Origin of the sequence: Micromonospora chalcea, from assembly GCF_028768405.1 — a bacterium.
GTDB lineage: Bacteria > Actinomycetota > Actinomycetes > Mycobacteriales > Micromonosporaceae > Micromonospora > Micromonospora chalcea.
The window spans coordinates 146,077-160,632 of the sequence record NZ_CP118233.1 but is presented as its reverse complement, the minus strand read 5'-3'; the positions used below and the strand labels follow the sequence as shown (position 1 = coordinate 160,632).

At 70.4% G+C, this 14,556-nt stretch carries 14 protein-coding genes; 7 read left to right on the top strand and 7 right to left on the bottom strand.

Translation table 11 applies throughout. The annotated features are described in order from the left end of the window. Positions 1-169: 169 nt before the first annotated feature. The 7 genes from PVK74_RS00705 to PVK74_RS00675 form a co-directional block, all read right to left on the bottom strand. Positions 170-2,203 (bottom strand): nuclear transport factor 2 family protein, encoded by a 2,034-nt coding sequence (locus PVK74_RS00705; protein ID WP_274477915.1) that lies wholly within the window; start codon positions 2,201-2,203, stop codon positions 170-172. 369 nt (positions 2,204-2,572) lie between these two features. Beyond that, positions 2,573-3,343 carry an IclR family transcriptional regulator gene (locus tag PVK74_RS00700; RefSeq protein ID WP_158559983.1) on the bottom strand — a complete coding sequence of 257 codons (771 nt, stop codon included), beginning with the start codon at positions 3,341-3,343 and terminating at the stop codon, positions 2,573-2,575. Positions 3,344-3,392: 49 nt separating this feature from the next. Continuing rightward, a complete protein-coding gene (locus PVK74_RS00695; protein ID WP_104115297.1) occupies positions 3,393-4,466 on the bottom strand; it encodes an extracellular solute-binding protein in 1,074 nt (357 codons plus the stop codon). 161 nt (positions 4,467-4,627) lie between these two features. After that, entirely contained in the window at positions 4,628-5,761 is a 1,134-nt protein-coding gene (locus PVK74_RS00690) for an ABC transporter ATP-binding protein (RefSeq protein ID WP_274477914.1), read from the bottom strand. A gap of 7 nt (positions 5,762-5,768) precedes the next feature. Beyond that, entirely contained in the window at positions 5,769-6,626 is an 858-nt protein-coding gene (locus tag PVK74_RS00685) for an ABC transporter permease (protein WP_104115299.1), read from the bottom strand. Continuing rightward, a complete protein-coding gene (locus PVK74_RS00680) occupies positions 6,623-7,489 on the bottom strand; it encodes an ABC transporter permease (protein WP_158559984.1) in 867 nt (288 codons plus the stop codon). The genes PVK74_RS00685 and PVK74_RS00680 overlap by 4 nt, the downstream gene beginning before the upstream one ends. Before the next feature lie 40 nt (positions 7,490-7,529). Further along, positions 7,530-8,312, bottom strand: a complete 783-nt coding sequence (locus PVK74_RS00675) for an IclR family transcriptional regulator (protein ID WP_274477913.1) — start codon at positions 8,310-8,312, stop codon at positions 7,530-7,532. Between the two features lie 360 nt (positions 8,313-8,672). Between PVK74_RS00675 and PVK74_RS00670 the strand changes: the two genes are divergently transcribed. From PVK74_RS00670 to PVK74_RS00640, 7 genes are all read left to right on the top strand, one after another. Next, a complete protein-coding gene (locus PVK74_RS00670; protein WP_274477912.1) occupies positions 8,673-9,596 on the top strand; it encodes a DUF6282 family protein in 924 nt (307 codons plus the stop codon). Next, on the top strand, positions 9,593-10,525 hold the full coding sequence (gene kce / locus PVK74_RS00665; RefSeq protein ID WP_104115303.1) for a 3,5-dioxohexanoate:acetyl-CoA acetone transferase: 933 nt from the start codon (positions 9,593-9,595) through the stop codon (positions 10,523-10,525). Before PVK74_RS00670 ends, kce begins: the two co-directional genes overlap by 4 nt. A 30-nt stretch (positions 10,526-10,555) precedes the next feature. Continuing rightward, a complete protein-coding gene (locus tag PVK74_RS00660; RefSeq protein ID WP_199496027.1) occupies positions 10,556-11,473 on the top strand; it encodes a cupin domain-containing protein in 918 nt (305 codons plus the stop codon). Next, positions 11,470-12,270 carry an HpcH/HpaI aldolase family protein gene (locus tag PVK74_RS00655; RefSeq protein WP_113973278.1) on the top strand — a complete coding sequence of 267 codons (801 nt, stop codon included), beginning with the start codon at positions 11,470-11,472 and terminating at the stop codon, positions 12,268-12,270. The genes PVK74_RS00660 and PVK74_RS00655 overlap by 4 nt, the downstream gene beginning before the upstream one ends. Before the next feature lie 8 nt (positions 12,271-12,278). Beyond that, on the top strand, positions 12,279-12,737 hold the full coding sequence (locus tag PVK74_RS00650) for an acyl-CoA thioesterase (RefSeq protein ID WP_274477911.1): 459 nt from the start codon (positions 12,279-12,281) through the stop codon (positions 12,735-12,737). A 20-nt stretch (positions 12,738-12,757) separates the two neighbouring features. Next, the gene (locus PVK74_RS00645; RefSeq protein WP_158559987.1) at positions 12,758-13,735 is read left to right on the top strand and encodes a cyclase family protein; all 978 of its coding nucleotides are present in this window, start codon (positions 12,758-12,760) and stop codon (positions 13,733-13,735) included. A 165-nt stretch (positions 13,736-13,900) separates the two neighbouring features. After that, a complete protein-coding gene (locus PVK74_RS00640) occupies positions 13,901-14,536 on the top strand; it encodes a helix-turn-helix domain-containing protein (RefSeq protein ID WP_245255176.1) in 636 nt (211 codons plus the stop codon). The last annotated feature ends 20 nt before the right edge of the window (positions 14,537-14,556 follow it).

Below are 14,556 nucleotides of genomic sequence, written 5' to 3'. Positions count from 1 at the left end.
CGCAGGGCGCAAGAGCTATTACGCCAGATGAACTTTGCCCAACCCACACCATCTCGCCGCCGGCTGGGGGACACCGGAGTGCGGCGGGCGCGCGGAGGCGCCCCTCCCCACGGGATGCGGGAAGAGGCGCCTCGGAACGGACGCGGCGGCAGCCGCCGTCACTGACGGATCAGCCCACCTCCAGCCCGTCGATCTGCGGTCCGGTCGGCGGCAGCTGGTAGCCGTGCCGCGTCATGCTCCAGTCCGGACGCACCTCGCAGGGCGCGCAGTCGTACCAGAAGTGCGGCGGCACCCGTCCGCTGACCGGGTTGCGGTAGTGGAACCACATCGGCACGATGTCCGGCCACTGGATGTATCCGGGGCTGCCGCCGCGGAAGCCGCGCGACCGCTCGCCCAGCGCGCTGTGCAGGACGTCCGGCGGGTAGGTGTTCACCAGATTGCTCGGCGGCGGGTCGGGCAGGCTCGGGTCACGCGGGGCCACGCCACCCCAGCCCTGGGCCCAGGTCGGCGACTGCCAGTAGAACTCGTCGATGTCCAGGCTCCAGATCCGCCAGACGCCGTCCTCCAGCACGAACTGGTCGTTGTACATCGCGCCGTTGATGTACCCGGCGTTGACCGTCGAGGCGTTGACGTGCATGAGCCGGGCCCGGACCGACGCCGACCGGCCGTCGTGCGAGACGTCGATGACCGGCTGCGGCCGCCAGTGCAGCACCAGGAAGGACTTCTGCGTCGGCGGTGGCGTGTTGCCGTACGTCGAGACCACCGAGCCGAGAATCCGTTCGCGCGTCACGTTCCAGCCGGCGAACGGGGACAGCTTGTGGCCGTTCACCGCGTGCACGGCCGCCATCTCCGGCCACCTGCTGTCGTCGATGTAGTAGCTGTAGGCCGCCGAGACGTTCTCCGCTCCGTCGAACGCGACCGAGCGGTTCAGCCTCCGCTGGAGGTCGGCCAGGTCCGCCTTCGGGCCCTTCGGCGCGCCGGCCGCCTTGCCGGGCTTCGGCGCCGGGGTACGCCCGGCCACGTCGAGGAACTTCGGCGGCTTGACGGAGGCGACCGGGCCGGTCCCGCCGTCGCCCCAGCCGGTGCTGTAGGGCGCCGTGACCAGCGGCGTCAGGTGCATCTCCTTGAGCTTCCACAGGCCACCCTGCTTGACGAAGCGGTTCGTGAAGACGGAGAACTGCCACGAGGCGCCGCCGGCGTCGTTGAGCATGCCGACCTCGATGCCCCGGGTGGTCGCCTTCTTGCCGTTGTCCTCCACGTCGACGATCGTGTCGAACAGCGGCCGGTCGTTGAGCACGCCCTGCGTCAGGCCCTCCGGCCCCATCCGCTCCATCGCCTGGCGGACACCGGCGGCGTTGCGGAACACGCCCACGCCGTCGATGGTGACCTTCGCGCCGTCGGTGAACAGGTCGACCACGTCGCTCCACATCCGGCGGTCGACGTAGTAGCCGTACGTGTGCTGCAGGTTGCGCACCGAGTCCTCGTCGTTGAGCGCGGTGATGCGGTCGGCCAGCTCCTTCGCGTTGAACCGGGTCTTCGGCGCGGGCCCGGTCGCCGCCGGGATCGGCACGCCGGCCACGTCGGGCGTGAAGTGGTACGGCACCACCGGCACCGGCTGGCGGTTGATGGTCCGGAAGCCGGTGGCGTAGTCGCCCTCGTAGAGCGGGTAGTAGCGCAGCAGCGAGATCTTCCACTCGCCGTTCTCCAGCACGTACTCGTTCTGGTAGATGCCGCCGTCGATGCGCGCCGCGCCGGCCCCGTCACCGAGGAAGCGGATCCCGGACCAGCGGCCCTTCGCGGTACGGCCGTCCGGCGACAGGTTGACAAGCGGCTGGTCGATCACCGTGGTGTGCAGCGCGCCCGGCCGGGCGCCGTTCATGTCCCCGGCCTCCGCCGCGAGCCATCCCTTGATGGCGTGGTGGCCGCTCACCACCTGACTTCCCCACTGCAGCGTGCCGTTCGCGCTGAACAGCTTCGCCATGTCCGCCCAGCGCCCGAACTGGGCCAGGTGGGCGTACGACCGCTGCACGTCCTTGACCTCGCGCAGCGACTCGACCTGTTCGACGTCCCGGGCCAGCGAGTCGATGCTCACCGGCACGTTTCCGCTCGCCGCCGCGTGCGGCGCCCGTACCGCGATGTTCACGCCGACCACCAGCAGGAGCCCGGTCGCCGCCGCCGTCAGCCGTCTTGTCAGAGGTTTCATCGTCACATCCCTGTCCGTAGATGCCGTGCGAAGAGCTCTGGCATCGCCAGGTCCGGCCGGAGGGCGATGCGAGGAACGTACGTGACGTGTTCACCTACCGCAAGAAGCATTCCGGCATACGAACTTCCAGCCGCCCAACGGGCCCCTGACGCCGTCGATCATGAAGTTGACCGCGATTCTCGCCCGTTTTCTCCCGGCCAACTTCATGATCAGCGCGTGGGTCCTCGCGCGCGGGGTGGGTGGCGCGCGCCGGGGTGCCGGTGATCAAGGAGTTAGGGGTGCGGGACCGGGCGGATCTGGACACAAAGTCCTTGGTCAACGAGTGGGGCGGCCCGGAGAGCGCGGGCGGGGCGGGAAAGATCGGGCCCGTTACTCGTCTGCCGTCGGCGCGCTGTCTGCGGGGGCGCCGAGTTCGCTGGTCAGGGTGGTGGCGGTCGCCACCAGCAACTCGATGGCGGCGGACAGCTCGGCGATGTCGCCGGCGCCGAGGAGTGCGACAGTGGCGCACAGCCCCTTCTCGTCGAAGACCGGGGCGGCCACCGCGAACAGGCCGCCGCTGTGCCGGGCCACGCTGTAGCCCTGCCGGCGTGCGGCGTAGACCTCGGAGTCCAGCCGGGCGCGCTCGGCCGGGGACATGCCGGCGGCCACCAGGTCCATCACGGCCTCGTCGGCGTACGCGAGGTACACGTGCGTCTGCGCGGCGCTCGCGTCGAGCTTGGTGCCGGGATGCACGGTGACCACGACCTGGCGGCTGGTGTCCTCCTCGACCAGGGTCACCACCGGCCCCTGGGCGCCACGGACGCTGAGCACCGCCGTCATTCGCGCGTCGGTGCTCAGCTTCCGCAGGTGGGGCCCGGCGATCTCGACGATCCGCTGGCGTCCCAGCGCCCGAATTCCCAGTTCCAGCATCAGTCCGCCGAGGGCGAACGTCCCGCGGCGCGTCCCCCGTTCGAGAATGCCGGCGGCAGTCATCGACGCGCAGTATCGGTAGGCGGTGGTGCGGTTCAGACCCGTCCGTTCGGCGACGTCCGCGGCCGTGAGCTCGACGACCCGGGGACCGAAGAGCGCGCAGATCTGTCCCACGCGCGCGACCGCCCGGATGTCCGAGTTCGAGGCTTCGTTCGGATCAAAGTTCGCCACCCCCGAAGCGTAGTTCACATGACGGACGAATCGCTACCTGGGGGTCACCTCAGCCGGCGAGCCAGTTGGTGAGCTTGGCGGTGACCTCGTTGAAGTTGTCGGCGTACCACTGGACGTCCTGCAGCACGGTCTTGCCGGTGTTGGCGTCGCCGTAGACTTCGACCTTCTTCGCGTTCTCCGACAGGTTCGGCTTGGCGGCGAGGTTCACCGGCGCGGTGCCGAGCGCCTCGGAGATGCCGGCCACCGCCTCCGGGCTGACCACCGTGGACAGGAACCGCTCCGCGGCCACCTTCTTCGGCGACCCCTTCGGCACGGCGAAGCAGTTGATCGAGGCCACCGTCACGTCCCACACCACTGTGATGTCCGCGCCCTCGTCCATCAGCGGCACGAGCCGCGCGTCGGCGAGCAGGAACATGTCGACCTGCTTGGAGCCGACCGCCTGCTGGAGCGCGCCGACGTTCGGGGCGAACGTGGTCACCTTGCGGATCGTGTTGAGCTTCTTCAGCGAGCGGTCGACGTCGAGCGGGTAGAGCGCGTCCGGCGCCACACCGTCGGCGAGCAGCGGGTATTCGAGGATGCCGTTCTGCAGGTTGGTCAGGATCCCGCGCTGGCCGGGGAAGTTCTGGACGTCGAAGAAGTCCTTGATGGTCTTGGGCGCCTTGCTCGGGTCCGGGAACGCCTCGGTGCGGTAGGCGAAGGGCGAGGCGTTGATGAAGTTGCCGATGTAGCACTTGCCGATCGTGCCCTCGGCCAGGTTGCTCTTGTCAACGCCGGAGAAGTCGAGCGGCTCGAACAGCGTCCCGCAGTTCTGGGTCGCGGCGGCCGGCGCGGTCGCGACCACGTCCCAGAGCACCGCCCCGCTCTCGACCTGGGCCTTCACCTGCGCCACGTCGGGCGGCGAGGTGTTGGTGAAAGTCACGTTCGGGTGCGCCTTGGTGTACGGCTCCTGGTAGTGCTTGATCATCGCGTCCTGGCCGACGCCGCCGTAGGCGACGAACGTGAGCTTGACGTCCCCCTCGGGGTCCACCGCGGCGGCCGGCTCGTCTCCGCCGCAGGCGGCGGTCATCGACACGACTGCGGTTGCCACGAGGACCGCGAGGACGCGGGATGTTCTCAACACCATGTCACTTCCTTCGGCTATGGCCCGCGAACGCGGGCGTACTGTTCGGAATATGGATTGGTGCTTCGTATAGTGAACAGTAGCGAGGGCGTAACGTGCCCAACAAGAGCGTGGAACCTGTTCGTTACCAAAGAGCGCGGTCGAATGTGCGTATGGTGAACGAGCTACCCCGCGACGACGCGCTGCCGGTCGACTCGCCACCAGGCGACCACGGGCTGGCCGATCCGCAGGTCGCTCTCCAGCGCGTCCAGCCGGGCGCGGCCCATCACGTCGCCCGCGCCCCCGAGCGACAGCATGGCGGTCCGGTACGCCCCCATGTACTCGATGTCGCGGACGATCGCCGCCGCGCAGTTCGCGTCCGGCGGAACCGCGTCCCGGTCGGCCGCGATCCGGACGTCCTCCGGCCGTACCACCAGGGCGGCCGGGCGGCCCTCACGCACCAGGCCCGACACGGTACGGCTGTCGACCGACCACACCTCGCCCTCCCAGACCGCCGTCGTACCGGTCGCCTGCGACAGCGTGAAGACCGTCGAGTCACCGAGGAACCGCGCGGTGAACAGCGTCTCCGGCGACCGGTAGAGCGCCTCGGGGCGGCCCAGCTGCTCGATCCGCCCGTCGTTGAACAGCGCGATCCGGTCGGACAGGTTCATCGCCTCCTCCTGGTCGTGGGTGACGAAGACGAACGTCGAGCCGACCTCCCGGTGGATGCGGCGGATCTCCAGTTGCAGCGTGGCGCGCAGGTTGCGGTCCAGCGCGCCGAGCGGCTCGTCCAGCAGCAGCGCGGTCGGGCCGAAGACGATGGCCCGGGCCAGCGCGACCCGCTGCTGCTGCCCACCGGACAGCTGCGCCGGGTAGTGCCCGTCCCGGCCGGTCAGCTGGACGAGTTCGAGCACCTCCGCGACCTTGCGCGCGATGTCCGGCTTGGACATGCGGCGTTCCCGCAGCGGATAGGCGACGTTCTGGGCGACTGTCATGTGCGGGAAGAGCGCGTAGTTCTGGAAGAGCATGCCGAGGTTGCGCTTGTGCGGTGGCAGCCGGCTCACGTCCACGCCGTCGAACGAGATGGCGCCGGTGGTGAGCGTCTCGAACCCGGCGATGAGGTTGAGCGTGGTGGTCTTGCCCGAGCCGCTGGGCCCGAGCAGGGTCATGAACTCGCCCGGCTCGATGGTCAGTGAGACGTCGTCGACGGCCGGATGGGTCAGTCCGAAGTCCTTCGTCACGTTGCTGAGCCGGATCTGGGTCCCGGCCCGGGTGGACGCCGGCACGGGCTCGGCCGTGCGGAACGTGGATGCGGACATGATGCTCCTATCGGCTCTTTCGGTTGCCCACGAACAGCACGAGGCAGATGACGGTGACCGCGACGACGACCAGGCTCGACGACGCGGCGATGGTGGGGTCGATCTCGACGGTGACGCTGTTGTACATCTGCACCGGCAGCGTCTGGAACGTCGGCGCGCGGAGGAACAGCGCGATCACCACCTCGTCGAACGAGGTGACGAACGCGAAGATGGCGCCGGTGACGATCCCCCGGCTGATCAGCGGCATGGTCACGAACAGGAAGGTCCGGATCGGCGTCGCGCCCAGCGACGCCGACGCCCGCAGCAGCTTCGGGTCGAAGCCGCTGAGCGCGCTCGTCACCGACACCAGCACGAACGGCACGCCGATCGCGGCATGGGCGAGGACGTACCCGCTCAGCGTGCCGACTAGGTGCCACTTCAGGAACGAGATGTAGACCGCTACCGCGATCACGATCGACGGCGTGACGATAGAGACCATCAGCAGCGTCCGGGCGAGCCGCGCGAGCCGCCCGGTCAGGCTGTGCAGGCCGATGGCGGCGGCGGTGCCGACCACTGTGGCGAGCGACGCGGCGAGCACGCCGACAAGCACCGAGGTACGCAACGACGCGAGCCAGGTCGGGTCGGTGAAGAAGTTCTCGTACAGCTTGAGCGAGAAGCCGGTGGGCGGGAACTGGAACGTCGACGCCGTGCTGAAGCTCATCGGGATGACGAACAGGGTCGGCAGGATGAAGTAGAGCGCCACCAGGGCGCCGACGAGCTTGAGCCACCAGGGGATCGGGTCCACGGAGGTGGCGCGGCGGCGCCGACGGGCCGGGGCGGGTCGCCTCTGCGTACCCGGAGGGTTGTCGGTCTTCGTCGCGGTCATGGCTGGTCCTTCGTCCTGGCGGCGGCGACGACGCCGATCGCCGAGATGGTTCCGCCGAGGCGGTTCGCCCAGGCGACTAGCACGAGGGTGACGACGAGCACGAGCATCCCCAGCGCGCCGGCGCCCGAGAAGTCGAGCAGCAGGGTGGTGCGCTGGCCGAGCAACTGCGCGACGAGGGACTGCTGCGGCGACCCGAGCAGGGCCGGCGTGACGTAGAAGCCGAGGCTCAGGGTGAACACGAGGATCAGGCCCGCGACCACGCCGGCGCGCGACAGTGGCCAGTAGATCTTCCAGAACGCGACCAGCGGGTGGGAGCCGAGACCGCGCGCGGCCAGCAGGAGCCGCCGGTCGATGCCGGACAGCGCGCTGAACAACGGCAGCACCATGAACGGGAGCAGCACCTGGCTCATCGCGACCGTCACGCCGGCCACCGTCCCGTACAGCACGACGTCCAGGCCGAACAGTTCGAAGAAGGAGTGCACCGGTCCGTTGCGTTGCAGGATGACGATCCAGGCGTAGTTGCGGGCCATGACCGACGTCCAGAACGGGATCAGCACGATGATCAGCAGCACGCCCCGCATGCGCGGCCCGACGCGGGTCATCAAGTAGGCGTACGGGTAGCCGAGCAGGAAGGCGATGACGGTGACCGCGGCCGCGGTCAGCGCGGTGCGGACGAGCACCCGCATCGTCACCCCGTCGGTGAACAGCGACTCGTAGTGCCGCAGGGTCCAGTCGCCGTTGCCGACGCTGCGCAGGAAGCTGTTCCCGAGCGGCACGAGCAGGATCCAGGCGAGCAGGGTGAGCGCCGGCACGAGGAGCAGCCACTGCGGACGCGGCCGGAGCCGCCGTAGGAGACCTGGCATGTCTGTTTCCGCCTTCCGCCCGGCGTCCCGGGCTCGCCTTTCATGCATGGCTGGTCGCGATCATGGAGCCCAGGGTCTCGGCCGCCTGTTCCAGCGCGGCGACGCGCGCCGAGGACCGCTCCGCGGGGTTGAGCATCTCCGTCGTGCCGAGCAGGCCCATCGCGGCCTGCACGTCGTAGGTGGCGAAGATCGGCACCGCCACCGAGGCCAGACCGGCCCGGTCCAGGTCCGCCCAGGCGATCCGGTGGCGCCGTACCCGGGCCAGCGCCTGCCGCTCCACCGCCGCCTCGGCCGGGGTGAGGCTCGCGTGGGCCCGGGTCACGGTAGCCGGGTCGGCCTGGAAGGCGAGCAGGACGCGGGTCTGCGCGGCCTTGAGTTCCAGCACCGTCCCGATCCGGGCCGTCAGCACGATGGTGCCCTGGTGCGGCTCCTCGACGAGCGTCACCACCGCGCCGGAACGTCCGAGGAAGCTGAGCACTGTGGTGAGGCCGGTCGTGTCCGAGAGCTGCCGCATGATCGCCGGCGCCAGCGTGAGGAGCTGCTGGCGGACCGAGACGAGGGCGAAGAGCTGGTCGAGCAGCGGGCCGGGGCCGAACGACGCGCTCAGGAAGCCGGCCCGTTGCAGGGACTGGAGATAGCGGTGCGCGGTCGTGCGGTTGAGGCCGAGGCGCTCGGCCACCAGGCCGGGGGCGAGACTCCGGGTGTGCTGATCGAGTAGCGCGAGGACGTTCGCGGCCCGGTCGATGGACTGGATCATGGTGCGATCCGTCTCCACCGTCGCCGGCCCGGGGCCGGTTCGCTGGGGGTCAGGATCGGTGCTCATCGTCACCTCCTTACCGGACGCATCCGTTCGAGGACCCGGTCCAGGGCAAGCGAAAGTTCGCATGCGGGCAAAGGCATGCACGATGCGAACGACGGCTCTTCCGTTCGACGCCTCGACGAGCACGCCGACGAGGCGCTGGCGCTGGGCGGATCCGGCACGACCGATGGTTGACCCGAGATCGGGCGTTCGTTTTGCGAGCTCCCGCTTTCGGTATGCGGACGATAACCGGTAACCCGCACGCAACACAATGGTCCTTTCGCGGGCCTGGCGCAGCTGTTACGCCGCTCGGCCACCCATGGACACGACCGATGCTCGTCCGTATGCTGAACGCCAAGTTCATGGGACGAACAGGAGGAGTCGATGGGCGTCTCGAAAGGTCACCAGCCGGTCCCCCCAGGGCTGTTGAAGGTCCTGGATGGCACGGTTGACCTGCACTGCCACTCCGGCCCGAGCCCGTTCCCGCGGCGGATCAACCACGTCGAGGCGTCGTACGACGCCGCGCGCATCGGCGTGCGGGCGCTGCTGGTGAAGTCGCACCACCACAACACCGTCATGGACCTGCTGGCCATGGGGCCCTGGCTGAAGGAGGCGCCGACGCCGGTCTACGGGGGCGTCGCGCTGAACTCCGAGGTCGGCGGCATCAACCCGTCGGCCGTCGCGATGAGCCTGCGGATGGGCGGCCGGTGCGTCTGGGCGCCCACCGTGTCCGCGCGCCAGCACATCGAGCACCACAGCCACGAGCACGGGTTCCCGACCTCGGGCCTGGACCTGCTGGAGAGCGAGGTCTCGGTGTTCGACGACAGCGGGTCCGTCTCCGCGCAGACCGAGCAGGTCGTCGAGGTCGTCGCGGACGCCCACGCGCTGCTGACCGGCGGCCACCTCGACGCCGACTCGATGAAGGCGCTGTTCACGGTCGCCGTCGACAAGGGCGTGCGCCGGCTTCTCGTCCAGCACCCCGACTTCATCGTGGGCGCCTCGGACGGCGACATCGAGGATCTGCTGCGGATGGGGGCGTACGTCGAGCACGAGATCGCGATGTACCACCCCGGCGTCCCGAAGCCGGGCTGGCCGATCGAGCAGCTGGTGCGCTGGATCGAGCGCGTCGGGCCGGAACGGACCACCATCGGCTCGGACCTGGGCCAGCAGGGCAACCCGCTGCCGGTCGACGGCTACATCTACCTCGTGCAGCGCCTGCTCGACCACGGGGTGTCCGAGAAGGACGTCCGGCGGATGATCGCCGGCAACCCGGCCTACCTGCTCGGTCTGGAGGACAGCCCGTCGTGATCAGGGCGGACAGGGTCATCATCAGCGCGGCGGTCACCGGGTCCGTGCACGTGCCCTCGCAGAGCGACCACCTTCCGCTCTCCCCCGAGCAGGTGGTGCGGTCGTCGCTGGAGGCGGCGGAGGCCGGCGCCGCGGTCATCCACCTGCACGCGCGGCACCCGGACGGACGTCCCGCGTTCGAACCGGAGACGTTCGAGCAGATCATCCCGCCGATCGTCGAACGATGCGACGCGGTCATCAACATCACCACCGGGGGCGCCTCGTCGATGACGATCGAGGAACGGCTCGCCGCCGCGGCCCGGTTCAGCCCCGAACTCGCCTCGCTGAACATGGGGTCGATGAACTTCGTCTACTCCGGCATCGCGGACCGGGTCAGCCGGTGGAAGCACGACTGGGAGAAACCCTACGTCGAGAACACCTACCGGCAGCCCTTCATCAACACGTTCGCCCAGATCGAGTACGCGCTGCGCGAGATCGGCGAGAAGGGCGGCACCCGCTTCGAGTACGAGTGCTACGACATCGGGCACCTCTACACCCTGGCCCACTTCGTGGATCGCGGTCTCGCCCGGCCACCCCTGTTCATCCAGGGCGTCTTCGGCATCCTCGGCGGCATCGGCGCGGACCACGCCAACCTGACCCACATGATCGCCATCGCCGACAAGCTGTTCGGCGCCGACTACCACTTCTCCGCGTTCGCCGCGGGCCGGCATCAGATGCAGTTCTGCACCCACAGCGCGTGGCTGGGCGGGCACGTCCGGGTGGGGCTGGAGGACAACCTCTACATCGGCAAGAGCGAACTCGCCACCAGCAACGCGCAGCAGGTCCGCAAGGTCCGGTCGATCGTCCAGGACCTGGGCCGCACGATCGCGACGCCCGACGAGGCCCGGGCGATCCTCGGCCTCAAGGGCGGCCGGAACATCAGCCGTTGACGCCACCGACACCTCGCAGGGACTGATGACATGACCATGTATGCCAAGGACGACATCCGGTCGCAACTGGCCGCGGCGGCTCCGTCGCGGACTGTCGACCCGTCCACGCCCGTCCGCCCGGCCCAGTACCTCGCGCTGTACGACACGGCACCCACAGCGGTCACCGAGGCGGGCAGCCGGACCTGGCTGGTACGCGGCCAGCACCTCGTGCTCTCCTGGACCGAGGCGGTGGCCGGCGACCGGTTCGCCCGCTCCGCGCAGCCGGACGAGTACGCGGTGCTGATGTACTCCGGCAGCGCCCCGGTACGGGTGCGCGCCGGCGACGGCTCCGCCGAGGTGGCGCAGGAGGCGTTCGTGGTGGTGCCGCCCGGCGACAGCGTGGTCGAGGCGCTCGCCGACGGCCCGGTGATCCGGGTGTTCTCCACAGTCGCCCCGGATCTGGCCGGGGCGGCCGCAAACGCGGCGGCGTACCGCGAGCCCGACCCCCGGTGCGCGCCGCTCGTGGCCTGGCCCGACCCGGTGGACGGGTTCCGCCTGCGGGTGTACCCGCTCGCCGAGCACCCGATCGAGCCGGGCCGGTTCGGGCGTATCTTCCGCACCACCAACATGATGATCAATTTTCTGGCCGAGGAACCCACGCCACGGGACCCGCTGCGCCTGTCCCCCCATTCGCACGACGACTTCGAGCAGCTCTCGTTCGGCGTCAAGGGCGAGTTCGTCCACCACATCCGCTACCCCTGGGGCCCCGACTCCACCCGCTGGCGCCCGGACGACCACGGCCGCCTCGGCGTGCCCTCGCTCTGCGTCATCCCGCCGCCGACCGTGCACACCACCCAGGGCGTCGGCGACCACCAGCAGCTGATCGACATGTTCGCGCCGCCGCGGGCGGACTTCTCCGCCAAGCCCGGCTGGGTACGCAACGCCGACGACTACCCGATGCCGTCATGAGCACCGACGTGGCCGCGCCGAGGCGCAGCCGGTTCCGGGCGGCGCTCGCCCGCCCGGACGCCCCGGCGCTGGGCACCTGGGTGAAGCTGCCGGTGATGGAGAGCGTGGAACTGCTCGCGCTCGCCGGGTTCGACTTCGTCGTCGTCGACCTGGAACACGCCCCGATCGACCTGCAGACGGCCTATCAGCTGATCGGCACCGCCAACCACCTCGGGCTGGCCCCGATCGTCCGGATCCCGGCGCTCGACCCGGGCCTCACGCAGCGGATCCTCGACGCGGGGGCCGAGGGCGTGATGGTCCCGCACGTGGACACCGTCGAGCAGGCGCGAGCCGCTGTCGCAGCGGTACGGTTCCCGCCGCTGGGCGCCCGCGGCGTCGGCAGCACGAGCCGGGCCGGCGCGTGGGGCGCCATGCCCCGCGCCGAGTACCTGCGCTACGGCCAGGAGGAGGTGGTGCTGGTCGTCCAGATCGAGAGCGCCCGGGCCGCCTCGTCCGCCGGGGCCGTCGCGGCGGTGCCCGGTGTCGACGCGCTGCTCGTCGGGGCCGCGGACCTGTCGACGTCCGAGGGCACGACCGAGGACGATCCACGGGTCGTCGCGCTCGTCGGCTCCGCCGTCAAGGACTGCCTCGCCGCCGGCGTACCCATCGGCAACTCCGGCGGGGCGGACGCCGACGCGGTCCGGCGGGCGGCCGACGCCGGCTTCGCCTTCACGCTGCTGAGCAACGACGCCAGCCTGCTCGGCGCGGCGGCCCGGGCCGCCGTCCAGGCGGGCCGCACCGTGCGGTACCGGCGCTGAGGCACGCCGTGGCACCCCTCACGACGACGCTGCACCTGCGCTGGGCCGACACCGACCACTACGGCCACGTCAACAACGTCACCTGGCTGCGGTACGTCGAGGAGGCCCGGATCCGCACGTTCGGGCTGCCGGACCTGCCCGGCACGTTCGACCCGGACCGGCCGCCGGCGCTGGCCGTGCTCGGCGCCGGGACGTTCACCATGACGGCGGCGGCCCGGCTGGAGTTCACCGGCGAGCTCGCCTACCACGGGCAGTCGATCCTCGCCGACGCCTGGCTGTCCCGTACCGGTTCCCGCAGCCTCGACCTGAGCTTCCGCTTCCTCGACCTGGCCCGCACGTCGACGTACCTGCTCGCGCAGACCACGCTCGTGGTCTGCGACCTGGCCGACCGCCGGCCCCGGCCGCTGACCGGCGCCGAACGCGAGGGGCTGGCGCCCTACCGGGGCGAGCCGCTGACCTTCCGTTGAGCCGCCCGAAAGGAATCACCGTGCCGACCTACGACGAGCTCTCCACGGCCGCGGTGCCCGGCGCCGCCTGGGACGTCTTCGGGCCGGGCGACCAGCTCGGCAGCATCAACCGGCTGACGCCCGAGCGCGTGACCGCCGCCGCCCGCCTGGTACGGCGGGGCGAGCGGTTCAACCTCGACTACCCGGTCAACGCCTTCGAGCCCTACCCGACCGGCACCCGGCGTCCCACCGAGCACCACGTCTTCGCCAACAACCCGCTGCATCGCGACGACTGGATCGACTCGTTCTACCTGCAGTCCAGCTCGCAGCTCGACTCGCTGCGCCACATCGGGCACCCCGCCCACGGCTTCTACGGCGGCCTGTCCGCTGACGACAACAACCAGGGCTCCACCGCGCTGGGCATCCACCACTGGGCGGAGGCCGGGATCGCCGGGCGGGGTGTGCTGCTCGACGTCCCCCGGCACTTCGCCAGCGAGGGCCGGCCGTACGACTGCGAGCAGACGATCGCGCTGGACGAGACCGTGCTGGACGCCGTCGCGCAGGCGCAGGGCGTGTCCTGGCGCGGCGGCGACATGCTGCTGCTGCGTACCGGGTGGGCGGAGAACTACCTGGCCAAGTCCGTCGAGGAACGGATCGAGTTCAACACGCGCAACCGCTCCCCCGGGCTCGCCCAGCGCGAGTCGGTGCTGCGCTGGTTGTGGGACCACGAGATCGCGCTCGTCGCCGCCGACAACCTGGCCGTGGAGGCGGATCCGGTGCTGGATTCGGACTTCCGCACGCCCGACGACCGGCCGCCGCCGCGCGGGGTCGACCACAGCGGCATGCTGCACCGGCCGCTCATCGCGCTGCTCGGGATGGCCCTGGGCGAGCTGTGGAAACTCGACGACCTCGCCGCCGACTGCGCCGCCGACGGCGTCTACGAGTTCTTCCTGACCTGCAAGCCGCTGAACCTGCCCGGCGGCGTCGGGTCGCCGCCGAACGCGCTCGCGTTCAAGTGAGCGGCCGGCGACGCCGGCCGCACCGCTGTCCACCAGGGATGACACCGCCGGAGCGGACCAGGAAATCCCCCGGCCACCCCTCGCACAAGTGCGGGCATGTTCGATAGGATCGAACATCCCGGGCGGATCCCCCCGCCACCGCAACAGGAGGTCCCCGTGCGGTCCATGGACAGTCAGCCGCCGTCGGAGCAGGCCGCCTCCGGCGGCCCCGCGGACGAGAGCACCCCGGCGGGGGTGGTCGGCGCCCGGATCCGGCGCTACCGCAAGGAGCGCGGGCTCACCCTGCGCGGCCTCGCCTCCCGCTCCGGCCTGTCGATCGGCTTCCTGTCCCAGGTCGAGCGCGGCATCTCCTCGATCGGCCTGACCGCGCTGGGCAGCGTCGCCAAGGCCCTCGACAAGTCGGTGGCCGACTTCTTCGACGCCGGCAACGGCACGTCCGACAGCAACGTCTCCCAGCTTCCCCGGCACTTCACGCTGACCAGGGCGGAGACGTCGGCAACGCAGTACGTGTCGGGGCAGCAGACCTACCGCATGCTCTCCGACCGGGGGCCGGACCTGGTGCTGGAGCCGATGCTCGTGCACATCGCGCCGGGCGGGCGGCGGGAGAACGCGTACGGCCACCGGGGCGAGGAGTTCGCCTACGTCATCTCCGGCGAGCTGCTCTACGAGGTCGAGGGCGTGGAGCACAGGCTGTGCCCGGGCGACAGCGTGCACCTGCGCTCGTCGGTGCCGCACCAGATGTACAACGACACCGACTCGGTCACCACAGTGGTCTCGGTGGTCACGCCCCGGCTGTTCTGACCGGCGTCACCAACCGCCCT

Coding starts and splice junctions, on each gene's coding strand:
- PVK74_RS00705 (WP_274477915.1), bottom strand. CDS start 2,203: ATGAAACCTCTGACAAGACGGCTGACGGCGGCGGCGACCGGGCTCCTG.
- PVK74_RS00695 (WP_104115297.1), bottom strand. CDS start 4,466: ATGGTGTTGAGAACATCCCGCGTCCTCGCGGTCCTCGTGGCAACCGCA.
- PVK74_RS00690 (WP_274477914.1), bottom strand. CDS start 5,761: ATGTCCGCATCCACGTTCCGCACGGCCGAGCCCGTGCCGGCGTCCACC.
- PVK74_RS00685 (WP_104115299.1), bottom strand. CDS start 6,626: ATGACCGCGACGAAGACCGACAACCCTCCGGGTACGCAGAGGCGACCC.
- PVK74_RS00680 (WP_158559984.1), bottom strand. CDS start 7,489: ATGCCAGGTCTCCTACGGCGGCTCCGGCCGCGTCCGCAGTGGCTGCTC.
- PVK74_RS00675 (WP_274477913.1), bottom strand. CDS start 8,312: ATGAGCACCGATCCTGACCCCCAGCGAACCGGCCCCGGGCCGGCGACG.
- PVK74_RS00670 (WP_274477912.1), top strand. CDS start 8,673: ATGGGCGTCTCGAAAGGTCACCAGCCGGTCCCCCCAGGGCTGTTGAAG.
- PVK74_RS00660 (WP_199496027.1), top strand. CDS start 10,556: ATGACCATGTATGCCAAGGACGACATCCGGTCGCAACTGGCCGCGGCG.
- PVK74_RS00655 (WP_113973278.1), top strand. CDS start 11,470: ATGAGCACCGACGTGGCCGCGCCGAGGCGCAGCCGGTTCCGGGCGGCG.
- PVK74_RS00640 (WP_245255176.1), top strand. CDS start 13,901: ATGGACAGTCAGCCGCCGTCGGAGCAGGCCGCCTCCGGCGGCCCCGCG.